Source organism: Paenibacillus sp. NEAU-GSW1 (assembly GCF_009737085.1).
In the GTDB taxonomy this organism is placed as follows: Bacteria; Bacillota; Bacilli; order Paenibacillales; family Paenibacillaceae; genus Pristimantibacillus.
On the sequence record NZ_WOVL01000004.1, the window covers coordinates 60150 to 85888 of the forward strand.

General features: G+C 49.4%; 21 protein-coding genes. 1 reads left to right on the forward strand and 20 read right to left on the reverse strand.

What is annotated here, in order from left to right:
- Positions 1 to 18 precede the first annotated feature (18 nt).
- From GOM71_RS03600 to GOM71_RS03675, 16 genes are all read right to left on the reverse strand, one after another.
- Positions 19 to 2277 carry a motility associated factor glycosyltransferase family protein gene (locus GOM71_RS03600; protein WP_156278385.1) on the reverse strand — a complete coding sequence of 753 codons (2259 nt, stop codon included), beginning with the start codon at positions 2275 to 2277 and terminating at the stop codon, positions 19 to 21.
- A gap of 134 nt (positions 2278 to 2411) precedes the next feature.
- Positions 2412 to 2738 (reverse strand): flagellar protein FliT, encoded by a 327-nt coding sequence (fliT, locus tag GOM71_RS03605; protein ID WP_156278386.1) that lies wholly within the window; start codon positions 2736 to 2738, stop codon positions 2412 to 2414.
- Positions 2735 to 3136 carry a flagellar export chaperone FliS gene (gene fliS, locus GOM71_RS03610; RefSeq protein WP_156278387.1) on the reverse strand — a complete coding sequence of 134 codons (402 nt, stop codon included), beginning with the start codon at positions 3134 to 3136 and terminating at the stop codon, positions 2735 to 2737. Before fliS ends, fliT begins: the two co-directional genes overlap by 4 nt.
- Before the next feature lie 18 nt (positions 3137 to 3154).
- A complete protein-coding gene (gene fliD / locus GOM71_RS03615) occupies positions 3155 to 4642 on the reverse strand; it encodes a flagellar filament capping protein FliD (RefSeq protein ID WP_156278388.1) in 1488 nt (495 codons plus the stop codon).
- Between the two features lie 14 nt (positions 4643 to 4656).
- Positions 4657 to 5031 (reverse strand): flagellar protein FlaG, encoded by a 375-nt coding sequence (locus tag GOM71_RS03620; RefSeq protein WP_156278389.1) that lies wholly within the window; start codon positions 5029 to 5031, stop codon positions 4657 to 4659.
- A 160-nt stretch (positions 5032 to 5191) separates the two neighbouring features.
- The gene (locus GOM71_RS03625; protein WP_156278390.1) at positions 5192 to 5959 is read right to left on the reverse strand and encodes a flagellin N-terminal helical domain-containing protein; all 768 of its coding nucleotides are present in this window, start codon (positions 5957 to 5959) and stop codon (positions 5192 to 5194) included.
- A 121-nt stretch (positions 5960 to 6080) separates the two neighbouring features.
- Positions 6081 to 6317 (reverse strand): carbon storage regulator CsrA, encoded by a 237-nt coding sequence (gene csrA / locus GOM71_RS03630; RefSeq protein ID WP_156278391.1) that lies wholly within the window; start codon positions 6315 to 6317, stop codon positions 6081 to 6083.
- Position 6318: 1 nt separating this feature from the next.
- Entirely contained in the window at positions 6319 to 6762 is a 444-nt protein-coding gene (gene fliW, locus GOM71_RS03635; protein WP_156278392.1) for a flagellar assembly protein FliW, read from the reverse strand.
- A gap of 100 nt (positions 6763 to 6862) precedes the next feature.
- Entirely contained in the window at positions 6863 to 7783 is a 921-nt protein-coding gene (gene flgL / locus GOM71_RS03640) for a flagellar hook-associated protein FlgL (RefSeq protein WP_156278393.1), read from the reverse strand.
- A gap of 40 nt (positions 7784 to 7823) precedes the next feature.
- Positions 7824 to 9353 (reverse strand): flagellar hook-associated protein FlgK, encoded by a 1530-nt coding sequence (gene flgK / locus GOM71_RS03645; RefSeq protein ID WP_156278394.1) that lies wholly within the window; start codon positions 9351 to 9353, stop codon positions 7824 to 7826.
- Between the two features lie 119 nt (positions 9354 to 9472).
- Positions 9473 to 9970, reverse strand: coding sequence for a flagellar protein FlgN (locus tag GOM71_RS03650; RefSeq protein ID WP_156278395.1), 498 nt, complete (start codon positions 9968 to 9970; stop codon positions 9473 to 9475).
- Positions 9971 to 9993: 23 nt separating this feature from the next.
- The gene (gene flgM, locus GOM71_RS03655) at positions 9994 to 10263 is read right to left on the reverse strand and encodes a flagellar biosynthesis anti-sigma factor FlgM (RefSeq protein WP_156278396.1); all 270 of its coding nucleotides are present in this window, start codon (positions 10261 to 10263) and stop codon (positions 9994 to 9996) included.
- Positions 10264 to 10379: 116 nt separating this feature from the next.
- Complete coding sequence (locus GOM71_RS03660) at positions 10380 to 10790, reverse strand: TIGR03826 family flagellar region protein (protein WP_156278397.1); 411 nt, start codon at positions 10788 to 10790, stop codon at positions 10380 to 10382.
- A 139-nt stretch (positions 10791 to 10929) separates the two neighbouring features.
- Positions 10930 to 11766 carry a ComFC family protein gene (locus GOM71_RS03665; protein ID WP_156278398.1) on the reverse strand — a complete coding sequence of 279 codons (837 nt, stop codon included), beginning with the start codon at positions 11764 to 11766 and terminating at the stop codon, positions 10930 to 10932.
- 27 nt (positions 11767 to 11793) lie between these two features.
- Positions 11794 to 13926 (reverse strand): ATP-dependent helicase ComFA, encoded by a 2133-nt coding sequence (locus GOM71_RS03670; RefSeq protein WP_156278399.1) that lies wholly within the window; start codon positions 13924 to 13926, stop codon positions 11794 to 11796.
- 114 nt (positions 13927 to 14040) lie between these two features.
- Complete coding sequence (locus GOM71_RS03675; RefSeq protein ID WP_156278400.1) at positions 14041 to 14514, reverse strand: hypothetical protein; 474 nt, start codon at positions 14512 to 14514, stop codon at positions 14041 to 14043.
- A gap of 261 nt (positions 14515 to 14775) precedes the next feature.
- Here GOM71_RS03675 and GOM71_RS03680 point away from each other — a divergent pair, with 261 nt between their 5' ends.
- Complete coding sequence (locus GOM71_RS03680) at positions 14776 to 15441, forward strand: helix-turn-helix domain-containing protein (protein ID WP_156278526.1); 666 nt, start codon at positions 14776 to 14778, stop codon at positions 15439 to 15441.
- Between the two features lie 648 nt (positions 15442 to 16089).
- On the opposite strand, the gene GOM71_RS03685 is transcribed toward GOM71_RS03680, so the two are convergent.
- From GOM71_RS03685 to GOM71_RS03700, 4 genes are all read right to left on the reverse strand, one after another.
- The gene (locus GOM71_RS03685; RefSeq protein WP_156278401.1) at positions 16090 to 16824 is read right to left on the reverse strand and encodes a response regulator; all 735 of its coding nucleotides are present in this window, start codon (positions 16822 to 16824) and stop codon (positions 16090 to 16092) included.
- Between the two features lie 20 nt (positions 16825 to 16844).
- Positions 16845 to 17993 (reverse strand): sensor histidine kinase, encoded by a 1149-nt coding sequence (locus tag GOM71_RS03690; RefSeq protein WP_367649455.1) that lies wholly within the window; start codon positions 17991 to 17993, stop codon positions 16845 to 16847.
- A gap of 87 nt (positions 17994 to 18080) precedes the next feature.
- Positions 18081 to 20789, reverse strand: a complete 2709-nt coding sequence (locus GOM71_RS03695) for a stalk domain-containing protein (RefSeq protein ID WP_156278402.1) — start codon at positions 20787 to 20789, stop codon at positions 18081 to 18083.
- 530 nt (positions 20790 to 21319) lie between these two features.
- Positions 21320 to 25696 (reverse strand): Ig-like domain-containing protein, encoded by a 4377-nt coding sequence (locus GOM71_RS03700; protein ID WP_156278403.1) that lies wholly within the window; start codon positions 25694 to 25696, stop codon positions 21320 to 21322.
- Positions 25697 to 25739: the final 43 nt, after the last annotated feature.

Here is a 25739-nt window from a genome sequence, read left to right on the forward strand (position 1 = left end):
GCAACGCCTCCATTTACTTCACTCACCCTGCGCGTTTGCCCGCACTCTTCTTAAACTTTCCTCAAACAAAGCGCTCAACCTCGGCGTTCCTGCCATCATATCTTGAATAAGAGGCTGCATAATATCGCGAGCCAGTTCTGCTTTCCTAGTAGTATTGGTTTCATTTGCAAGCTCTGGCAAATCCCGTTCGAATTGCAGCAGTTGATTGCGGAACAATAGGAAAAAAAACACTCGGAACGGTGAACTTGCCACTACCAATTTCCACTTCTTATCTATATCCATAAACGCCTTTACGCACTTTGTTGCATTTATTTGGCTCCACTCGACTACGGAATCAATGTGGCTGTCAATTTGCTTAAGCAGCTCGTAGCATTGATTTAATTGTTCTGGCAATTGTGTTAAACGGGCAACAGCAGCAACTACTCTTTCACTATCATAACTTTTCAGAGTCCCTAATTCTCTTCTTAGTATTTCGGAGTCCATGTATGTATCCTGAACCTGCTTCAACACTTCCGCCATGGGCATCCACGTCGTATGTTTTATTTTGGCTCCTTGGGCCGACGTGTTAGTAAATCGAATTTCAGGGTGATTCACCAATAACTCTTCAATGTCAGCTAATGTCGTTTTCATGCCGTAATTCGTTGGATTCATAGAACCCTGAACATTCTCTACAAACAAGCCGACATCTTTCAATATCGCGTCAGCGTAGTCCTTGGGCAAATGCTCTGCACCTGGGGCGTACAATTGCTTCCCTGGATATGACAGATCCTGTCCGGTAAATACAATCTCCTTAAATCCCATATATATTGCCGCTTGAATGGCTGTTCCCGTTACAGAATTGGTTGGACGGACAATTGGATCGTCTTCTTTTAAGTCCATCAGATACTTGGTCACATAATCATTCGTGAAATGGACATGGAACAATTGATCCTTCTTTTCATCGACAATCTTGTATGCAACCATAGGCGTATACAAGAGCGGTATATGGCGTAGATCAAGACCTTTAAAAGCATTATAGTTATACTCGCTGCCATCCATCGTGACGATTAAATGCGGTTCAATGCCATAATGCAGCAAAGATTGAATCGTCGTCCCGGCCGCGATAATAAAAGCATGCTCTTTCAATTGGCGCAGCGCTTCAATGTCTTCTGCCAAGGAAGGGCCGGCACCGGCAATAACAGCCTTCATACCGTCAAACCGTTCTTTCAAACCAGCGATGTTGGAGGTGCCTAGAGTCATCGCTAAATTATTCAGGCTATTCTCCGTCCATTCCCAGCCGAATTTTTCGTACATTCGAACGGTACCGCGATAATTCAAAATTGCCATCTGCGCATCAGCTGAAAACTGTATGAGATTGGTTTCGCTCATTCCATCGTATAACGGAAGCGCTACGATCTCAGGATCGCCCTTCATCTGCTTTAAAAACTGGTGCATCAACATATTACGAGTTTTTTTATCCGGACCGACGACAAAATCGGCCATATTCAGCTGGCTGAATATGGCTTGCAAATCAACCATCAACATGGCCGAACGTAGCATTTGCACATCAGGTTCATAAATAGTAAGCCTTTTATCTGAGAAAGCAACCGAAAATGCTTTAGCATGATAGCCGAGCCCGAATCCATACATGATAATATCAGACTTATCCATCACCTTGTCTGTTATTTTCCGCACCCACCGGTTAGCCTCATCTTCAGGATCATACTGACTATGTATAAATTTCAACTTTTTATTCTCTTTAATCCAGGCAAGATTAGGCTTATTATTTCTGCTATATGTCAATTGGTAGTGGTTTTGATTACCGAACGCCTCTGTACGAAGTTGTTCATATGCCTTAGGGTATTGCTGCTTTAAAAACTGTTGGTTGGCTTCAAATCGACGCTGCATAACGGCGTCTTCTTCCCCTAAATCAGCCGCTAACTGTTGAAACAGAGGGATGAATTCATATTTTAAAATATCGCTTGCTCCAACATAATCTTCTTCATCTACATAGACATTCAGCATCTGGAAGGATTGGCTTATTCCTGCCGCCGCTTGCTGAAGGCGAAGCGCAAGTGCCGTATATGAGCGATCATTGTCAATCTGGCTGAGGACAGTTTGCAAAGTTTTATATAAATCATCCATTCCTTCTACGATTTCGGCGAATTGCTGCCAGAAGGAATCATTTATTGGTTCGTAAAATTTCTTTTCTGCCACATAACATGCGTCAATCATTTTAGGCAGAAAAACTTTAATGGCTTCAATGCTCTCTGCTGCATCTTGCATCACTTGATTCATGATCAAGCCCCCTCAAGCTATGTACTGTATATATATATCGGTCAACCATTCGCTTAATGTGATATGAATATATTCCCACAGCAGTGATACAACAAGCCGTCGGAGCGGAATCCGACGGCTTGTTCAGTCTCATATTATTTTTTTGTATCAAAGAAAAAGCTCTCTGCCGCGTAAGCATTTTGGTAACCTTTCTTCTGCAAACGCGATTGCGACATTTTGTTAATCGCTTGTGCTGCTTCCTCTTTTAAAGCTATCATTCGGAATACTACGGCCTCGTCCAATTCACCGATTTCTTTCAGCATTCTCTTCTCAGTATCCGTAATATTGGATTTAAGCTCCAAATTTCGGATAACCTCATCCCTGAGCTCTACCAAAGCCGCTAGCTCATCGCTGTCTGCCATATCCAAACGCTGGGAAAGACTTAACGTTGTCTCGTATAAGCGTTCTAATGAAGCTTTCATTGTACAGAGCCCGTATTCATTTGAACATTCGCGGACGTACCTTTCATAATTTGTTTCCACGCGTCACGAAGCTCTGTTAAATGCCCGATAACTTCCATTGCGGGAGCGGCATCCTTCTTGATATTGGATTGAATGAGCAAATGAAGCATATATTCGTAAATTCGCACCAAATCATTCGAAATTTCAAAGCTTCGGTCGAGGGAAGCAATCAGCTCATTTATGACAGATTGAGCCTTTTTCAGATTCGTATTGGCAGATTCATAATTGCGGTTTCGAATGCTTTCAGCGCCAGCTCTCGTAAATCGAATAGCTCCTTCGTACAGCATAATGACAAGCTGGCCGCGCGAAGCGGTTTGGACTGAAGATTGCTGATAAGCTTGATAAGGTGAATTGATCAAACCGTTTCACTCCTTTAACTACTGTAAATAACTGGATAGAGAGGAAGATTGAGAGTTGAATTTATTAATCGCAGTTTCCATAGCCGAAAACGTTTTGTAATATTGATCTTCGGCTTTATCCAGACGATCGAGCATTTGTTTTTCGCGATTTTTCATCGCTCTGATTTGGTCACCTAATAAAGAAGTTTCCATGAAGCTGCCTGTCAGGTCCGTGCTTGTTAACGAGGTACCTGCCTTTTTAGACATATTCTCCAATGCAGTCATGGATGATTTCGTCATTTTGCTAAATACGCCATTCGTGCTGTCCGAGAACAAAGCGATAACCGCATCGGGATTATCACTCAGCGCTTTTTGAAGCTTGTCCTCATCCAACACCAGTTTTCCTTTTTCCGAATAGCTTCCTGTTGTAATCCCAATAGAAAGGGCGTTCCCGGAAGAATCTATAATCCCTTTGACCAAATCGTTTGTCGCTAAGCGAAATTGGGAAATCATTGTTGATAGCGAGCTGTCGCTCTTAAGCAAGCCGCTCCTCGCTTTCGCTTCCCAATTTTTAATATCGTCTTCCGTCATTTCTTCTTTTTCGTCGCTTGTCAGCGGTTTATAATCATAGTTTTTCTTTTCAGAAAGCTCTGAGTTTACCGAACTGATCAGACTGTTATACTCCGTTATAAACGACTTAATGGTATCGACGATCTTAGTTGTATCCTGCCTTGCAGTAATCATCGCAGTCGCCTCGGATTTAATCGTAAAATTAAATCCTGCTACCGTAAATTGATTGCTAGCCTGCTTATAGTCGAGTCCATTTACTGTAATGTCTGCGTCGCTGCCTATGTTGGTATTGTTTACATTGGTGACACTCGGTCCCGCAGCAAACGTTTCAACCGTTAATCCCGTATAAGTCGCAGCGTCTGTTTCGCCAGTCTTCGTTGCCGAAATCGAAAACTTGCCTGAAGCTGAGTCATAAAGGGCGGTTGCTTTAGAAGTACTTGCCTTGGCATTAATGGCTCCAGCAAGTTCGCTTAATGTACCTTCTTTCGATGTCTTAATTTGCACACCGTTGATCTTTACCAGGATATTGCCCGTTTCAGTTACGCCGTCAGCCTCGTATTCCAGTGCAAACCCTAAATCTTTAAGCTTCTTGTCCGTTACTCCGTCAGCTTCTTTATTATTAAAGGTATAAATCGTATTCGCTGCTGTAGCGACATGGTTTACCTTCACAGTAAGAGAGCCTGCCGAAGTCGCACTAGTCGAATTGACCGTCAGCGCATTTGTGTCGCCGCTCACATCCGATGTTTTGGCGCCGATTACGTTAGCCAGCTTGAAAGACGCTAATTTATTATTGCGAAAGTCAACGATTTTGGTGGCCATCGAGCGATAATCTTCCTGCTGCCATTCTACTTTGGTCCGCTTTTTGACCATATTGTCATAAGTCGTCCTGCGAGCCTTCATTAACTCCTTGACCATGCTGTCGATATCGAGTCCTGACGCCAATCCCGTCATTCTCATCGGATTATCCCTCCTTAAATCTTCTCGTCAATAATGATTCCGTTCAGTTCCATGAATCTTGCGGCTACGTCAAGCAGCTTCTCTTCCGGAATTTCGCGAATCAGTTCGCCTGTTTCCTTGTTTTTGACCTTATAGACGATTTGATTCGTGCCCTCATGGACCGAACGCTCCACCATTGTCGCAGGATCATGCTCTTGAATCGTTTGCAATATTTTATCCACATATTTCTTATGCTGCTGTGCGGAAGCCGATACACCATTGGCAGTAGCGCCGTTGTTCGATTTCACTTCACTATTCGCTTTCACTGTCGGTGCAGCTTCTTTAACCGGTCCGTTGTTGTTCTTTTCTGTTGTATAGCCCGCCGTGGTATTTACGGATGAAATATTCATCACCGATCCACTCCGATTCGATTAATCGTTATATATATCATATCGGACTCAATGCTATTCTTCATTAGCCCAAGCCTCATCATTTTGTCCAATATCTTGAACTTTTTAATAGGAAAAAGAGGCCTTAGGTAACCCAAGGCCTCTTTTCTTAAGCTGCAAACTATTGAAGCAAGGAAAGAACGCCTTGCGGTTGGGAGTTTGCTTGAGCCAACATCGATTGGGAAGCTTGAAGAAGGATGTTGTTCTTCGTGAGCTTAACCATTTCACTTGCCATATCTGTATCACGGATACGGGATTCGGAAGCAGTCAAGTTCTCTACTGTAGTTCCCAGGTTGTTCGAAGTGTACTCCAGACGGTTTTGTACAGCACCCAGTTTAGCGCGTTCCAAAGCAACTTCTTTGATTGCAGCTTCAGCGGCTGTCAATGTAACAGATGCAGTCAAGCCAGTGAAGTTAGTCGAAGTAATCGCGCCGATCGAAATTTGCGTACCAGCATCATCAGATGTGATGTCAGCACCAGCAGTGATATTGATACCGTTGAATTTCGTGTTCGTCATGATCGCGTCGATTTGGTCGCCAAGTTGGCTAAGCTCGAGCTGAATGTTCGATACGTCGCTCGACTCGTAAGTGCCGTTCGAACGTTGAATAACAAGTTCTTTCACGCGAGTCAGCATTGCGCTAACTTCGTTCATTGCACCCTCAGCCGTTTGCACGTAGGAGATACCGTCCTGTACGTTGCGTTGAGCTTGCTCCAAGCCACGGATTTGACCGCGCATTTTCTCGGATACTGCCAGACCAGCAGCGTCGTCGCCAGCACGGTTAATACGAAGACCGGAAGACAATTTTTCCATCGATTTTCCAGCAGCAGTGTTGTTCAGACCCATGTTGCGGTGTGTGTTAATAGCTGTAATGTTGTGATTAATACGCATTGATAATTCCTCCCTGAAATGGTTATATAGTCCCACATCCATGTGGTAAGCCGATTCCGGTAACCCTTCATCTGCTCTAAAATTTATATCGGCATATTTCGCCAATTGTTTATAGTGATTTCTATTTTTTTTTCAATTGTTTGAACTGGTCTTTTAAATCTTGCGCGGAAATTGTCGACTGCTGCGCATTGCGATTCATATTCTCTACTGAAACGTACAATTCCTTCCTCAATATCCCTATATCTCCTGGAGCCTTGATTCCAATGCGGACGCTGTCTCCTGCGATTTCCAGCACGCTGATCTCAATATCGCCGCCGATCAGCAATGACTCTCCCTTCTTTCTAGTGAGCACTAGCATCTTATTCAACTCCTTCTGCAGAAACTGTCTTAAAGAGCGGGTGATAAATGGAGTAATGACCATCCGGCAAAATATACTGCAATCCTTTTCGGCTGCTCGAGTGAATAATGACCGGTGCGGCAAGATTAATTGTCGCAGCCGCCAGATCACCCTGAACGTTAACAATATTATAGACCTGAATATCTCTCTCCGACTGAATAGCCATATCTTCCTTTACCTTCTCCGAAAGCACAAATTCATAGTCCAAAACGAAATCGAAAGGAACCACAATAATAAATGCTAATGCACCTTCCTCCAGCGATTGTAAATACTGAAACGGGCTATCTTCCTCGGAGACGATCATATAATTGCGATATTCTTTAAAACCAGGTATGCCTTCTTCAAATACAATAATTTGTTCTTTCTCATATTGCAGCTCCCCAAATCGTGAGGTCTGGATAATCATCTCTTGTCACTCTCCATTACCTTTGAGTAGTAAAACAAGAAGCTATAGATCGTTGCCGACTCCATAGCTTCTTCTTCATTTCGATCTATTATTCCATTGATTAGTTCAGAAAATCAACTAACGACCTGCTGATTACTTTAGCACCTACGGATAGAGATGCTTCGTAAATATTTTGCGCGGTTGTTGAATCAATAAGCACCTTTTCCAAATCAGCGTCTTCTACCTTCGATTGCATATCCGTTAAGCTAAGCTCGAAATCCGCCAAGCGCGACTGCATAAGCTCGACGCGGTTGACCTTCGCGCCAATTTGAGCGCGGGCATTCAGCATCCGATCATAACTGTCCTCAATAAAAGGAATTTCATTAGATAATGCTGTATAGTTGCCTGGAGCCGTCAAAGCGGCGCTTATGCGATCAAATACCGAGAACACGTTATCGGTCGTCCCAGCAGCGTCAGTTGCGCCGAATACTTCGTTCCCCGTCAAACTGATCCCGATTGTAACATTGGCTCCAACAGCATAGCTCACTGTCCCAGTATCAGTTATGACCGCCTTGGCATCAAAACCGGGAAGCGTCGTATCGTACGGAATGGTGTCGAAAGCTTCGCCGGCGAAAATATATTTGCCGTTCATTTTGCTGTTCGCAATATCGATCATCTGCGATTTCAGCTCCAAAATTTCATCCTTTATTGCATCAAGAGCTTCCTGAGGATTGGTCCCCGTAGAGGCCTGAGTCGTCAGTTCTTTAACCCGCTGCATAATATCGCCCGCTTGGCCGATTACCGTGTCTGTGAAATCCAACCAGGACTGCGCCGCGTCCGCATTCCTCTGGTATTGCGCGTTGCCCGAGAGCTCTGTGCGATAACGGAGCGAGTAGGTCATGCCTACCGGATCGTCAGACGGTTTATTGAGCTTAAGGCCCGAGGACGATTCCTGCTGTAGCTCGGACATCGTCTTCAGGTTATTGTTAATGTTGCGTTGGAGCTGCGCATGCATCATGCCTTGCGTAATTCGAAGCGCCATTGCGGTTAACCTCCTTAGGATGAAACGGCTTTAGTTATTATTAACGGCCTACCGTACCGGTTCCGTTGATCAGCTTGTCCAGCATTTCATCGAATGTCGTCATGAACCGGGCTGCCGCACTGTATGCGTATTGATATTTGACCATATCCGACATTTCCTCATCGATGGATACGCCGCTAATGGACATTCGGCTGTTATCGACTTGCGAAAGCTGCGCTTCCGCATTGGAATTCTCGCGCTCAGCGGATTGGCTTTTTACGCCGACAGCCCCTACTACCGCGCTATAAAAATCGCCTAACGTCGCGCTCTTCGTGGTGCCGCCGCTTGCCGTCTCGTCAAATGTGAATTTGGTCTCCGTCAATTGAGACATCAGAAGAGCCAGCGTATTGTTGCCTTTAATAACCGTTGTCACTCCAGCCGTAGTAGTTGTACGCATCGACGTCGCGAATTTGTTCGAGTCCGCAGCGATCGTAGCATTCAACTGAAGGCTTGCAGCCGTAATGACTCCCGTACCGTTATTTGATGTGAAAATGTCAATCCCTGCCGTCGCCGGGCTTTCCAGCGTGTAGCCCAGCTTATGCAGTCCATTGATGCCTTTGACAATCATTTTCTGATCCGCCGCAATCGGGGTAGTCGTCCCGGGCAAAATAGAGCCGGCCGGAATCGTTACTTCGAATTCGCCGTTTGCAATCGTATTCGCCAGCGTATCCAGCTGTTTGACGAACTCATTGACATCATCCAACGATTTGAACATGCCATGAAGCTCGCCACCGGATAACACTCCGCTGTTGTATTGCGTTTGAAGCGTGGTTGCATCCAGCGGGAACGACGCGCCGCCTTGAACAAGCGGCGTTCCGCCCATCGAAATGTTATAGCCGTCCGTACCTTCCGTAACGGTAACGTTAACGATCTTCGACAGCTTGTCCGTCAGCAAATCGCGCTGGTCGCGCAAATCGTTGGCGTTATCGCCAAGCGACTCGATCTTCTTAATTTGCGCATTCAGCGCGGCAATAGAGCTCATATAGGAATTGGCCTCTTCAGCCGCAATTTCAATGCTGGAGGTCAAATCGTTTTTCAAATCGGTCAGCTGTCCGCTAAGTCCATTAAACGTATCCGCCAGCGCTTGCGTTCTCTCCAGCAAAATTTCGCGGGCAGTAACGTTCTCCGGGTCCTTGCTGAGATCGGACCATGCGTCCCAGAAATCTTCCAGCACGGTTCGAATACCGGAATCGGAAGGCTCGTTAATGAACGATTCCAGCTTGCTTAGCGTATCGGATTGAATATCGGTGCTGCCGGCAATAGCCGACTGCTCGCGATATTGACCGTCCAGAAACGCGTCGCGAATTCGCGTGATCGATGTATACTCGACGCCTGTACCGATTTGCCCCGGAGCTGTCGTTTTGGTCATGCCGTAAGCCTCAATAGGTCTTGTAGCGGTCATGTTGACCTTTTGCCGCGTATAGCCTTCCGTATTGGCATTGGCGATATTGTGACCCAATGTGCTTAACGCAACTTGCTGGGTAATCAGGCTTCGCTTGGCTGTCTCGAGCGAATGGAACGTTGATCTCATGCGCTTGCCTCCTAAAAGTTTTGCGAAGCAAAACTCGCTTCGAAAGGATATACTTAAGGTTTTAACGGATATGCTTTATGTCTCGTTTAGCAGTAGAGCAATCGTGAGCAAATGTTCGCCTACGCCCGGTTATCGAACAATCCGTTGCGCTTGCTCCCATACACATTGTTCATCGGGTGCTGATACGTGTAATCCTGATTCGGATCTTCAACCATTAAATTAATGGAGAAATCGAGATAGGCCAGCGATTGGTTGATCAGCTGCTGATTCAGCGCATTCACATGCTTCATTTCGGCAAGAATGGCAGTCAGCTTGCCATGCAGCTCAAGAAGCTGCTCCTTCTCTTTCGGATTGGTGACGGAGCGAATCATCTCAGAGAGGATGCTTGTCCGGATCCGAAATCCGATATCCCGAAAATAGCGGAACGTCAGCTGGGAACGAACCTTCTCGAGCTCCTCCAGCTTGGCGACGAGCAGCTTTTCCTTTTGCGTCAGAACGTTCAGCTGCAGCACTTCGTTCTTAATAATGAGATCCTTCTTGGACTTCTCCATTTCAAGAAGCGATTCATACAGCTTATATTGCTGCTCCAGCGTATCTATAATTTGAGGTATGGACATTCGGTCACCAGTCCTTATTCCGTCTAGTTGTTTCTAAGATACGGCAGCAATTTCTCCGCAATCTTCCCGGCTTCTACATGATAGCTTCCGGTTGCGACAGACTGCTTCAATTGCTCAATGTGCTTCGCGCGTTCCGGATTGGCCGTTTGGCTGGACGACAGCATCTCTTTCGCTTCTTCGGAAATTCGTACTTCGTCAGCCTTCCGCTTCTGGGACGCTCCGGATACGCGCGACTCGTTCTGCTTCTGATAATAATTCAATGCGCCTAAGCGCTGCGTTTCATTGATTTTCATCGATATCACCTCATCTTTTCCTAACAATCAAAAAACCGATAACCCTTTGAAAGTATTATCGGCTTTTATGTGAATTTATTTAATAGAACGTGCAGAGTATCCCATTTATTTCATATTTAATCGCGATTTATACGATAAGAGTTGGCCGCGGACGTACTTGATTTAGAATCTTCCGCTCTGCTCGCAAATGTCGAGGTCGACTTTTTCGCATCCTTCTGGAACCTCGTCCGGCAATTGTCGCAAAGGTTGCTCTCACGGATAAGCGTTCCGCAAACCTCGCACGGATAGGACAAGTTCGGCGCGTTGAGCAGCGAAATTCGGCCCTCGCGGACAAATTTTGTAATCTGCCGGATTGAAACGCCAGTCGATTCAGACAACTCCGTAATAATAGCGCCTTTATTCTCGCGAAGATACGTGGAACAAAGCTCATATTCTTTATCAATATCCTTCAAGCACGAAGGGCATACATCGCGAAAATGCTTTGCAAAAATTCGACCGCAGCGAGGACAATTTTCAATATTCGTCATAACCCATCCCCCAATTTTCTCAAAAAGAAATTAATTATTTTTATTTTAACGGATTATTTCAGCGATTTCACTATTAATCTTCCAAATGCTGTTGCCGATTGGGTGAAAATTCCGGTTAGGCCGGAAAGGTTAGGCCAGGCTAGGAGCGGGCCCAAGTTAACGAGTAGAGATCAAGCGGCATCGGAAAATTTGCCGTTAACGTCTCCGCGCATGCCTGAACGGTGCTGCCTGTCGTATAAATATCGTCCACAAGAAGCAATCGGAATGGACGAGTCGGGGGGATGCCTCCAGCTAATGCAAACGCTTCGGGTATCGGCTGAAACAACCTTCGCGTATCGCGAATCCGCTCCAACCGAGATTTGAAGCTTTGCTTTTCCGTGTGGCGATCCCGAACAAGAAAACCGATAAGCGGAATGCGGTAATACTCGGACAGGAAAGCGGCAAGCCGCTCCGCTTGATTAAAGCCTCTCTCCTCCGCCCGCTCCGGGCTGACAGGAACAAATGTAATCGCATCCCAGTTATAGTTGGGGGCGGCAGTACGGCTGGCAGCAAGCTTCGTAATCGCAACATACGCCGGAATCATCATTTGCGCCAAAGGTTGCTCCACCCCCTCGTTGCCGCGGTATTTGTATTGCGCAAGCCACTCTCTCATCTCGCTGGAGTATTGAACCGCGCTCCGATTGGCGATAAAGCAAGCATTCGTTCGGCGGGGGCAATCCCCGCAAACGATGCCTCTGCCGCAGACAAGGCACTTCGGGACGTTCAGCCACGGGATAACGGACATACAGCTTCCGCATAACATCTGGGCAAATGCCTTCGGCAAGCCGTTCGGGCATTGCGGCGACAATTTAGCCGGACGCATATCCTTTCCGCAAAACGGACAGCGTCCGCGTACAGGAGCAAGCATCCCTGCCGCTGAATGCAATCCGTCTGCGGCGCGATGAAGCCAGCGACTCATCCAATGGCTGCGCAGCATCTTTTGACCTCCTTCAGAAACAGAATGTTAACCTTGTATGTAACCGCGCGAATTCGCGATTTTGTTCATTTTGCGAATATGCCGCACAGCCGCAATTTGCGACCGCGTCCGCTCCTGCCCGCAATAATATACGTTTCCGTTCGGGTCTTCCGCCGACCGTCCTGCTCGTCCCGCCATCTGCACCAATGAAGCTTCGTCAAAAAGCTTCCCGTCCGCGTCCAAAATAAAAACGTCACTGCGCGGAATCGTCACGCCCCGCTCTAAAATCGTCGTTGTGACAAGCACGCGAAGCTCCTTGTTGCGAAAACGCGTGATTTTGTCCGCGCGGCTTTGATCCTGTGAAGAGGTGCCGGCGATCTCCCGGCGCTTAAGCTCTTTTGCCAACAATGCCGCCATCGCCTCGGTTTGCTCGATCCGCTGGACGAAAACAAACAGCTGAGCTCCGCGCTGCAGCGAACGCTCCATTGCCGATCTGAGTTTGACCGGCAGCCGTTTGGCTTGGAGCATTTGTTTGACAAGCGGCGTTCGCAGCAGGCGAGGGACGGGAAGCGGCTGCCGGTGAAAGCGAACCGGCACTCTGGCGTGCGCCAGCTTTCCTTGCCGCGCTTCCCGCTGCAGCTCGATAGGCGGCGTTGCCGAAAGCAGCACTCTGGCAGCGAAAGGGGCGCAGCACCGATCGGCGGCATAGTGCAATACCACGTCGTTATGATAAGGAAAAGCATCAATTTCGTCGATGATGACGAGATTAAAGCTTCCGTAAAACCGCATAAGCTGATGTGTCGTCGCAAGGGTAATGTCGCCCCTCTCCCAACGCTGCTCGCTCCCGCCGTATAGAGTCACGACCTTTGCTCCCGGAAACGCTTTGCGTATTCTCGGGTCCAGCTCCAGCACAACATCTCGGCGCGGCGTTGCAATCAGCGCTTGTCCGCCGCAATTTAACGCAGCTTCGACTAGAGGAAAAATCATTTCGGTTTTGCCTGCTCCCGTCACCGCCCAGAGCAGGAAGCTTTGGGGCTGCGAGATGTCAGAAGCGTGTAATAACCGCTGATGCTGCACCGAAGCCCATGCCTTTTCAAAAGCGATCTCGGCAAAGCGAAGCGCCGCTTGCGCTGCCGCTGCCTGGGCCGGGCTCAGTCCCCAGCGGTCGAATAACGCTGGGGACTGAGGAGCCCGCGCCGCCGAAACGGACGGCGCGGCGCGCAGCTGCGAGGGCATGCCGAGAATGAGCAGCTCGCATTCGCGGCTGCGTCCCATTGCGAGGCATGCCGAGCAGTAGGCGCACATGCGCCCGCACGCCGCGCATGGCGTGCGGTGCATGTGCGCCTCGCCGCTGCCGCAACGCAGGCAGCGGCATTGGCGCTTGCGGCGCTGCCGCGGCCGCCCGCCGGCCTCGGCGGCGACAGCGCCGCACAGGCGCAGCCAGCCGTGCAGCTGCGCCAACTGCAAGGCGCCGCCCATGTCGGCGGCGGCGCCCCCAAGCAGGCCGTGCGCTTCACTGCGAAGCAGCGCACGGCCCTGCAAGGCGCCTGCGGCCCGCTCCGCGGAGGCCGCCAGAGCCAGCGCCTCCGCGCTGCCTAGCGCGCGCTTCGGGCCTCCATTGCCGCCTTCGGCGGCCTCTCGCGTCCAGCGTTCCGTCCTGGCGCGCAGGCTTTCGCCTGCCTTGGGCGGCGCTCCCGCAAGCCCTCCAAGCGCTTCGCACCTCGCTTGCTCCACGCTCCTTCCAAGCCTAAACAACGCTTCCTCCTCACTTTCATAAATAATCCGTTCTCCGCTAATCCCCCCTCGCTCCAAACTCCAGCTTTTGTTGCTTGCCCCTCTCCCAACGTTACTCTTCCAGCCCTCACTCCTCTCTGTACGCCTCCCATTTTGAAACCATCCCCTCCATCTGCTCGCCCCTCTTTTGCTGTCTTCCATATCCCACAACTGTTTACATCGGCATGCATCACCGAGCGGCAATGCTTCCTTCCACATCAGAACCGTTGCCGCAAGCTCACCTTCCATCCTCCGAACGACAGCATCATCGCCATAACTTCCTAGCTGCCGCCTCGTCCCCCCGCCCTCCCAACGCTCCAGCCAAAATCGGCGATCCACTTCCGGCGCAATCGAAACTTTCGCATGCCACCGCCCGCCGACCTCCACCAAATAAACATAAGCCCGCATCTCACACTCCCCCTCCTCATTCATTTCAACGCAAAAAAAGCACACCGCAACGACGCCTTCCGCGTCATCAGGGTGTGCTTCACTCCGATAATTGAAATATATGACAACTATACATCAAAACGGCATTTTAGACAAATCCGACGGATTTTGCAAGTCAACCAGAATGGCATGATCTGTAGACGTGACAATCCCTTCCGATTTCAGCCTCCACAACAGGCTGGACGATTCCTTTTCACCCGATTGTGAACGCTTCCGATCCTTCCAACTGCTATCGCTCATACTGCCTTCTCCCTGATCGCCTGCGTGCACCGAAACATACCCGCCGCCTCGCTCCAGACGATCCACAATTCCGACAGTCTGGTCTGTCGAGCCCGCATCCACTACTGTAAGCTTAACTTCCGTACCCGTTCGCCGCGAAAACGAAAAAAACGATCTCAGCAGCCATTCCATCCTCATATGCTGATTATGCGCCACGAGCACGTAATGTTTACTTACTTGCACCCGATCCCGCCTGAGCCAAAAAATGAGATGCACAAGAGCAGCAACCAAAGCGTAGCAGCCAACAACGACGAACAATATCAGAGCCATGGAGGCCACCTCCTCTTTGTTGACACTATATGCGATGCCGAGCCCAGTGGTTCCGGACAAATAGGACGAGTTTTTCACAAATAAGCTTCCATCAGCATCGACGCATCCCATTTCATCATGTAAAATAAAACATAACCGCTTGCGGCATTATCACGCCTCAAGCCTTGAATAAAGCGAGTGAAGCACACCGCTCTTTTTTCCGTCGATGCCGGCGGAAGAAGAGCGGTTTTTTTATTTTCAAATGGAGAGGACGGTATGCAAATGACAATGGAGCAAGGGTATGCGGATTGGATGAAGCAGCAAACAGCGGCAGCATCAGGCGAGAGAAAGAGAAGACTGTTGCTGGAGCAGAGGCATGCGGAAGAAATGTTCGCTAAGCAAATTTGGTGGCAGGCGTTCGGCCATTTTGAGTTTTTGTATACGGAATACGAAGTGAGCGACTTTAAGGATGGCCAGCGATTTTTAGATTTTGCTTACATACGTCCGCCATATCGGATCTGTTTTGAAATCGACGGCTACGGCCCTCATCACCGCGACATCGACCGAGATAAATTTGCCGACGGCTTAATGCGACAGAATCATCTCGTCCTCGACGGCTGGACCGTCATTCGTTTCTCTTATGACGATATAGCGAAAAAGCCCCGTCAATGCCAACAGCTGCTGCACCAACTGCTAGGCAAGCTGTACGCCATCCGTCAACAGCCGAATCTATCTCCGCATCAAAAGGAAATTTTACGATATATGCACATAGTCCAAAAACCAGTTTCGCCAAAGGAGATTAGCCACCACTTGGATATCAGTGATCGCTACGCAAGAAAACTGTTAAAAGACCTCGTCGAAAAACATAATCTCTCTCATGCTTTCAAAGGAACTAAACGCATTAAAGCCTATACGCTTCAATCTGGTCTCTCATTTCCGATACTCTAACGGAACGAGAGGACCTTACATCGAACGCTAACCTTCCACAACGGCGCATTGCCGCTCTCTCTTCGAGCTCTAACGGACTCCCGTTCCGTTAGGGCTCATCCTCCAATACCAATATAGCTACCTAACGGAACGAGAGGACCTTACGTCGAATGCAAACCTTCCACTACGGCACATTGCCCTACTCTCTTCGAGCTCTAACGGACTCTCGTTCCGTTAGGGCTCATCCTCCAATACCAATATAGTTACTTAGCGGAACGAGAGGACCTTACGTCGAACGCTAACCTTCCACTACGGCGCCCCCACCCAAACAACACAAAAAATCCCGCGTCTATGACACGGGACCCTGCTAGGTATGAACCAGACCTGTTATGACTGACGACTGGGGGCTTGCCCAGCCAAATAATTATGCTTCTGCTCGTTTCGCTGCAGCTTTGGTCTGCCTATCGCGAGCCCCTGTCGACTAACTTAGCTCTCGCAACCATTCCGCGTTCCTAGCGCTCTGACCCGCCTCTCGTCAAGACTCCGCACTCCCTCGTCGCCTGACTCTACCCGCGCCTTTCGCGCCGACTCGGCTCCCGCTCCCATGGCTGCAAGCTTCGTTTCGCCACCATTCCAGCATCAACTAAGCAGCAATCGCAACCTGCGAATCTATAGTGTCACCCAGCCATATTTGATCGATTGAATAACCGCTTGCGTGCGATCGTCAACTTCCATCTTCTGAAGAATGCTGCTGACATGGTTTTTAACCGTCTTCTCGCTAATAAACAAAAATTCGCCAATCAGCTTGTTGCTCTTCCCTTCGGCCATCAAGCGCAGCACTTCCGCCTCGCGGCGCGTCAGCGGATTGTCCTCGCTGGCTACAAATTTTACGCCAGGCTCGCTTGTCGCCGCTGCTCCGGATACTACGCCCATCTCATCCAAATACGTCATGCGGCGAAGCTGATTAATGAGCTTGCCCGTTACTTTCGGATGGATATAAGCATGGCCGCTTACGACCGAACGAATCGCATTGATCAACGACTCTGCTTCCATATCTTTCAGCAAGTATCCAGTCGCCCCTTTGCGGAGCGTTTCGAACACATAGCTCTCATCATCATGGATGGATAAAATAATAACCTTCACATCCGGAAATATCGTCTTCAAGCGCTCTGTCGTCACGACACCATTCTCGATCGGCATATTGATGTCCATCAACACGATTTCCGGCATCGTATGATTGCAGAACTCCAGCACCTGAATGCCGTCACCGCACTCGCCAATCACTTCCAGGTCATCTTCCATATTCAAAATACGCTTCAGCCCTTCGCGAAAAAGCTGATGGTCGTCGGCGAGCAATACTTTTATTTTGCGTCTATCACCCGGTGCCTGAGCATTATGGTTCATTCGTTATCTTACTCCTTTCTCTACTCTACTGTTATTGGGATATAAAATATAACTTTCGTCCCTTGTCCGATTTTTGAGTCGATTTCCATCCTCCCTTCGAGAAGATCGACACGCTCGCGCATGCCCATCAAGCCAAAATGGGAGTTGTGTCTCGCATGAAATTCAACAGATTCGCTTTGAAATCCGACTCCGTTATCTACGACGGTAATGACGACCAAATCTGGCTGATAGTTCATCTCCAGCGTTACATGAGAAGCGCTCGCATGCTTTTGCGCATTGGCGTATGCCTCCTGCACTAGCCTGTAAATCGCCGCTTCCATCGCTGAAGGCATTCGAATTTCTTTCCCGATCAACTCGAATACAGTATGTATCTTGGTCTTCTCTTCAAAGTCCTGAACGAACTTGCGAAGCGTTGGCACAAGCCCCAAATCATCCAGCGCCATCGGCCGCAAATTGAAAATAATTTTGCGGATTTCCTCCAGCCCCAAACGCACTTGACCTTTCAAATCTATTAATTCGTCCTGCACCAGTTGAAATTCCTTCTTGATGAGCATTCTTTCCGCAATTTCCGTACGCAGCACGATGTTCGCGAGCGACTGCGCCGGCCCGTCGTGAATCTCGCGGGCAATCCGTTTCCGCTCTTCCTCTTGCGCAACGATAATTTTCAGACCGATCATCTGTCTCGTTTTGGCCGATTCCAGTATCGATGAGACCTGATTCAAATCGCCGGACAAATATTGCAGTACGACATTAATTTGGGAAGCGATCATCTCCGCGCGCTCAATCGAGGTCTTGACGTTGCGCACTCGTTTCTGCAAATCGTCCCGACGCGTTTTTAAATAGGCTTCCTTCTCCCTGTACACCATCAGGTCCAGCTGGATCAGCGTTGCCTTTTCATATGCGTTTTTAATGTCCTCTTCCTTATATCGGACAAAATCCTTGCTAACTTCAGTCAATCGAATACGAGCGCGCCGATAGTCTTGCTCGAGCTCATCCACCTTCTCAATCGTCCTGCTGTTCTCCTCCAGTACGATCTCCAGCTCCTGCTCCAATGAGTCAAGCTCGGTGCGCGCCGATTCGCATATTTCGTAAATTTGAATTTTGCTGTCTTCCATAACAGCAATCGCGTTCGTAATGACGCGATTAATGTCGACAATATGTTGATCCACGGCAGCTCGGCAACCTCTCTCAAATAGATAGATTTAGAAGGTTATACCATTCTATCATATCACAGAAAGGCCGCCGCCCGTCCATAATTAATCAATGGTAATCTTTTGGGTCTTGCTCTCGAACCCTACTTTAAGACCTAGCTTTTCAGAGAACAAACGGACTGGAATCAACGTTCTGCCATTCCGGATAATCGGCGCAACGGCGGTCTCCGAACGCGTTCCGTTTACAACGATTTCCTTCTTGCCAATGACCATCTCGAGCATCGTTCCGCCTTTAATGACCGAGACGCGATTGAGCTTATCGTCCCATCTCAATGTTGCGCCCATCGCATCGGTTACGAAGCGAAGAGGGACGTAAGTCGTGCCGTTAAGTTCGAGCGGAGCAACGTCCAAAGTAATGTTTTGGCCGTCTACTGTTGCGGCTTTTTTCCCAATATTCATGACGATTTGCTTATTCACTGCCGCCTCAGGCTCCGCCGCATATTGCAGCTTCATGTTGTCGATGCCGACAGCGCCTTTCGCCGCACGCTCGTCCTGGCCTTCCGGGACTGTCACCACATAGACCCGCTTGAGCTTCACCGGATATTTCATGCCGTAGGAGGCGAGATCCGCTTTGACTGTTTTCCAGCCCGTCCAATCCAGCTGCTTAGCCAGGTTCACCAGATGCGCTTTGCCGTCGGCGTCGGTGAATTCGGCTCGCAGCCAGTTCAAGCTGCCGTCGCCGTAGACGTCGACCGTCATGCCTGTCGGCGATCCGTCCACCGTCTTGCCGTTTGCGCCGTTGAATACGGCATAGACCGCTTTAGTCCCAGTGCCTGCGCTGAAATCGTAGCTGATTTTCAACGCTTTGTTCGAGGTTTGGCCCGGCAAATCGCTGACCAGCTTCACGCTGCCCGTCGTTGTTGCCGATGGCGTCACTTGCGAGTTGATCGCATAGCCGACGCTTTCGAATGTTTCCAGCGTTTTCTCCGAGCCGCCTTTCGTAAAAGGAAGCATCGTCGGATAGCCGTCATATCGTCCTATTGCATAGCCGGTCTGCGCCGAGCCTGTCGATTCCACCGTCAAGGTGTTGCCCTTCTGGGAGCCGGTAAAGCCGATAAATTCCCACTTGAGCGAATCGCCTGTCAGCTTATACGTCTTGCCGTTCGTCAGCGTCACCGTTACCGGAATCGATACATTGGCGCCTTTGGAAAGCACGCCCGCAGCCGCATCGATTTTCAGCTCGGCAATTTGGTCCTGCCCGATAACATCAACGGCGTAGCTGGAAGTGATCGCTCCCGATTTCACCGAAATTTTCGCTGATCCGGCTTTTGTCGCCGTAAATTCATTTCCGCTCAACGTGCCGACTCCGCCGGAGCTGCTCCATTTGGCGTTCGTGTCATTTAACTCATACGGATTGTAGTACGTGTCATAGCCCTTAACGGTATACGAAGCCTTCTGACCGATAAACAGCACGTTCGAACCGCTTACGGCTACGCCCTTCAGCTCCCCTTTCGGCGCCGTCGTAAATACGCCGATGCCGTTCGCAACGCTTCGCTGGGTCGTGCCGTACTGCGTCGAATGCGTCAACTGCAACGACGTTTCGCCAAGCGGACGGTCAATCATCGTCGTCGAGCCGCCGCCGTCAAGGTTGATCCCTTTATATACGCCAAGCTCGACCATGACCTTCTGCATATCTTTCAAGCTGAGTCCGGCGCTGTCGCCATACTTCTCATTTGTGATCAAATAGACCTTCTGGCCGTCCTTCGAGTAGCCTACCGCCGAACGGGATACGTAAGAGGAACCGCTGACGCCGGTAATATCCCGCGAAAAGCTTGCCGCTTCGCCCTTATCGACAAGGATAGTATGGCCGCCAACAAGCATCTCGAAGCTGGACGGATCGAGTTTGTTGCCTGTTGTCGCCGAGACTAGCGAGTAGTCGGAGGTTACCTTCTGGCCGACCTGCAAATGCTCCGTAATAAACTTCGCCGCATCGCCGTGGCCGCGCAAAATATAGCCCTTCTCCGGAATTGTGTCCGTAAGCGCCGCTTGTGTTGATATTTTCTTCACAACGCCGTCAACGATCAACGCTTCCGTCGGCGTTGCGCTGGCGTTCCTCGGACGCTCAGCCCCGCCCCAAGCGCTAGTATAAATGTGAAGCTGATTGAAATGGCTGTATTTAGAGCCGCCCGTCTCCGGGACATAGGCGGATTGATTCAAGCCGGCGAGGGTAAATGCTGCGCCGTCCGCCGCTTTTACCGTTCCATCGAATGTGTAGCTGTCGATTGTCGGCTCGCGGTCCTTCGTTACACCGAACGCGTACATGCCTTTTATTTTCATCGGGCTCGCCATCAGCGTGCCGCTCGTAACTTGCGCGCCCATCGGCGAACCTTCGGTCGTCGTAATAAATACATCGGCGTTGATGCCGGCGACCGCGCCGTTTTCTTTGGTCATGCTCGCTATCGTATTCAGCTTGCCGACCGTATTTTTCTTGCCGCTCATCGTATTCAACTGCACGTATGGATTCGCGAGATTGATTTCAATTACGTGAATATTTGCCCGGACGACGCCGCTGCTGCGCTCGGTCTTCCATATGTATTCTTTCTTTTGCGCACCTGCTGTTATGTAAGATTGGTTTTGCAGCGTCAAAGTCGAGTTTGATGTTGCTGCCGCCGCTATCGGCACGCTTGCCAGATTCCAGTTTGCAGGAACTGCCGCCGATACGGGACCCGTCAATAATGCTCCGCCTATCATCACTACGACTACTTTTTTCTTCAGGCCTGCCTTCTGCCGAACCTGGTTGTCGTTCTTGCGCATCTGCTTAGCAACTCTCCCATCTACGTCTATAGCATTTATCTATATCTATCTATTATAGACTACTAGACTAGGCTAAAAGTTACGTCTGCACAATATTAATAATTATTAATGGGATTGCTCGACGCCGTTGCGGATAGGTATACGGAGTTGTAACGGACTCAGAGGCCTTTAGGTAGCTCGAATCGATAGAATTCAGGTGCTCTAACGGCCTCTCAGGCCTTTAGAGATTAACTATCTTGTGTTTCGGCACCGTTGTAGCAGGTATACCGGAGTTGTAACGGACTCGGAGGCCCTTAGGTAGCTCGAATTGATAGAATCCAGGTGCTCTAACGGCCTCTCAGGCCTTTAGAGATTAACAATTTTGTGTTTCGGCACCGTTGCGGGTAGGTATACGGAGTTGTAACGAACTCGGAGGCCCTTAGGTAGCTCGAATTGATAGAATCCAGGTGCTCTAACGGCCTCTCAGGCCTTTAGAGATATAGCAAAAAAATCCCCAGGTCCGGTTTGGACTCTGGGGATTCTGCTAACTGCTACGTATCTAGAAATTTGACATATTCGAGCAACCGTTTGATCATAACGACCGCTTCAGCGCGGGTCGCATTCGTAGCCGGACTGAACGTCGTTGTCGTTTTACCCGTGATGACGCCGGTATAAACCGCTTTAGCTACGTCGTTCTTCGCCCAAGAAGCGACTTTCCCGCGGTCGGTAAAAGCGTTCAAATACGTCGAGGTCGTTTGCGGCAGCGTGATGGTCACGCCAGCCGCCTTCGCAGCGCGCGTCATCATGACCGCCATCTCTTGACGCGTGATCGGACTGTTCGGCTTAAACGTGCCGTCTGAATTGCCTTGCACGATTCCCGCTTCCGACGCCGCTCCAATGTAAGCCGCCATCGCCGTTCCCGTGTTGACATCGCTAAATTTAGCCGCAGCTGATTTGTTGCCGCTCAAGCCGAGGCCTTTGGCAATGTAAGCTGCGAATTCACCGCGTGTAATCGCCTTCTCCGGCTCAAATTTTCCGGCCGAACGACCTTCTACAATATACTTCTTCGCTAAAATTTGAATCGTCGTCCCTGCCCAATGGCTGCCGATGTCCGAGAAGCTTACGGCGCCCGACACGAGCGCGTATGCGCTGTTGCCTTGGCGTTTAAACGATGCAACCGTTTTGCCGTTCTGCGTCGAGAACGTCGTCGGCACATAGGACAGCGCGCTCGTAGACGGGTCATACCAGACGACAGAAGCCGTTTTCTGGTCTACGGAGAACGAAGTTTGGATCGTGCGTGTTACATACGTTCCGAGATTTTTAACGGCAGCCTTTGACCCGCCAGATGAAACCGACAATTCAAAATTGACCGGACCAGCGATTAACGAAGCCTTCGCTTTGCTGATCGCCGAGGTCAATGCACTCGTTAACGAGGAGGTTCCCTGATCGATTTCAATCAACAGTTCAGCGGAAGTAGAACCGCTTGTCGACAGACGGGACAGCTCCGTGTAATTTAGCGAGCTGACAGGCAGTTCGTAAGTCGAATTGCCGTACTCAACGGCAAAAACAACATCGCTGCCGTAATACGCCGACATTTGCAAGGTGCCAAGCGGCACCGCTACAATGCCAGCGTTCTCCGTAGCCGGCACTTTGAAGGAGACGCGAAGCTTGCTGAGTCCTGCTGTACGCGCCGCTTGATAGGCGGCCGTTATTTTATCGCCGGAAACAGTATACTTATTTGCAGAAACGCCTGCAGGCGAAACAGCCGAGCTAATCGACGCCGCAGATACTTTCAAGCCGATACCGCCGCCAGCCGATTCCTCATAATCGCTGGATAAGGTATCGATCAGCGTTGTCTGATTTGCCACGGTCACACTATTCAAGTTTTCGATCTTCGTGCCGTTAGACGTTTGAAGCCCTGTATCGGAAGCGAAATAAGAAACCGTAACAGACTCGCCGATTTTCGGCGAAGCATTCAATGTCAGCGTTACGACTGCGCCATTCACTGTTACCTTAGACACTTGCAGCGATGAATTTTGTCCGCGAACGTAGAATGAGGCCGTGCTAGGCACGTAGCTGGACTTCAACGCTTCACTGAACGTGAGCGTCAACGTCATCCCTTTCACAATCGCGCCTTTCAAACTCGGAGCCGTTGTTCCTGAACCAGAGCCCGTGCTGTACGGGGCTGGCACCGCGCTGAACGATGCCGCGGCATTGCCTGCATCATCCATCAATTTTGTAGAGCCAGCCACATAGGTTACGCGTACGCTGTCGTTCGACGCTACAGCTGTGCTTAACGTTAAATATACATTAGAATCCGATACCGATACTTTCGTTACGCTCCGAAGCGAATTGTTAACCAGCACGCTATAGGAGCTAACCGGCGGCACAGAACCTTCATTCAATGACTCATCATACGTAAGCGTTATCGAGGCACCATTGTTCGAGGCGCTTACCAGCAAAGGCAAATCGCCGTCGGTATCACCGGAAATTTTAAAATTAGTAAACGCCGCTACAGCTGTGCCAGCCGCATCTTTCAACGGATACGACCCCGGCGTATACGAAATATAAGTAGAAGTCTGGTTCGAAATTACGCTGCTAATCGTCAGCGTCAATGTGCTTCCGCTAACCGAAACGGATGTCGGCGTATAAACCGTTCCGTTCGCAGTGACTTTGAACTGGGAATACGCGCTGCTGCTGACGGACTGCAGGCTTTTATTGAACGTGATTCTAACCGTGCTGCCAGAAGCTGTTCCGCTTTGCGGCTTCGGCGCGGCGGCAGTCCCCGCGCTAACGGTAATATTGCCTATGCTAATAGCCTGATTGCCCGACACATCTTGAATGCCCCCCGAATTTCCTTTCGAATAGGACAGCTTCACTTCTTGACCGGACGGGAAAGCGGAAGCAAATTGCAAAGTAACCGTTTTTTCTTTGACCGTTACATCGGAAACCGCTTTGTAAATACCACCCACCGTAACATAAAAGCTTGCCAGCGGCGGAATCGAATTTTCATTCAGCAGTTCGTTGTACGTCATAATGATTTGGTTGTCATCCAGAATCGAGCTTGAATGCACTGGCGCTGTCGTGTCGACGCCAATCGTTCTAAATGCCCATTGGAATTCATTAAGAATGCCGATAAACGGGTTGCCCGCCACATCGGTTACTGCATTGCTGCTCATCTGAAGCGAATAGTACGCGTTCAATGTCAGATTGGAGTTTGGTTTTATAATAAGTACGTTAGCATTATCAGGATCGACTGAAATAGCGCCGGCAACTTGACTGGCAGTCGCCGGGTTTCTCGGTACGAATTGAGCCGTCGAGCCACTTACGACTTTAATCGGTTCGCTGAACGTTGCGCGGAATGTCGCGTTCGCCAGCACGCCTTCCGTATTCGTTGCCGGACTTACCGAAACTATCGTCGGCTTCGTCGTGTCTAGCGCAACCTTAAACGACCATGCTTTTGCCGCAATTCCTTTGAAAGCATTGTTGGCCTCGTCGTTGAATACACCTTCCGCTATGACAACATAGTATTCGGTATTGTTTACAAAAGGCGTCACCGATCCGCCGTCTAATGAGCTGTACGGATCAATTGTAATCGTATCCGTTCCGCCGCCAGTCACACGATTCGACGCGACGGGAATCGATTTGAACAATGCGTTATTCGATTTATTGCGAATCTCGATGTTCCCTATCCCTGGGTAGACAGGCTCGTTGAACGCCATAACAAGCTTGGAATTCAACGTATAGAGAGTGCTGTTATGCACCGGGTTCATTTTGGAGGAAACGATCGTTGGCGCAGTCGTATCGCTATTGGCATTCGTGTAGAAAAACCACGAGGTCGCGCTCGTCAGACCCTCATAGATCGTGTTGGTATCCCCTTTACGATAGAAGGCCCCTTGGTTGATCAACACATAATAACCGGTGCTTGCCTCCAATTTATTCGGAGTAATCACGACATTCGAGCCTGTAATTCTAACCTTGCTTCCACTTGCCGGAATGGTTTCAAATACGCTGTTGTCTTTCATTCTGCGGATTTCGATATATTTGTTGCTTGCGGCCGCCACTTCCTGATCGAAGTTTAGCGTCAGCTTGGTCGTAATATCAGCAGAGCTGCCTGTGCCTGGCGTAAACGCGCCTATTACATTAAGCGGAGAAAGGCCTGTACGGAACGTAAAAGTCAGCTGCTGAGTTAACGGATTGCTCGTCTTATCAACAAACATGCCAGGATCTATAGTTACCGTATATAGTGTGTTGGGAGTCAACGGCGTCGTCGGTTTAATCACAATTTGAGTCGTACCTTCTCCGGTCACTTGACTGGATGTCACCGGGATTGTTTGGCCGCCCAGAATAATACTTCCGCTTCCTTTATCAACCGCTTCGTCAAACGCCAGCACAATCGGAGCCGAAATCGGCACATCGGTTTCGTTATTTGCCGGACTTGTGTATATAATGCTTGGCGGCGTGTCCACAGCCGTTCTAAAATTCCATTGGCTTGCGTTCGTAAGACCGGCAAAGCCCGTGTCAGAAGCTGTGCTCACGAATGCGCCGCTATCGATAAGCACATAATAGTCCGTATTTACGGCAAACGCTTTGGAAGGCGTAATTGTTACTTTTTTATTGGATGAATCAATCGCAACTCGGTTATTGGTCGCAACCGTATAAGTCTCGAACAACTCTTGCGTTTCGAACTCGTAAATGCGAATGGCGGCGGAGCCTGTCCCTTTCTTAACGCTTTCATTAAACGTGAAGGACAGCGGCGCGTCCACTGCGACGGCTGTATTGTTGTCCGTCGGGCTGAAAGTCGTTACGGTTGGGCCGGTTGCCGCGTCCGCTATAAGATGATTCCCCGCAAACCATTGCGGCAGCGATAATTGCAGCAGCAGTGCAAGTGCCAACAAAATGCTAAGCCTTTTACGATATTGCCTCATTCCATTCACTCCCCGAAAATATACATTCGTACTTTATTTGTCG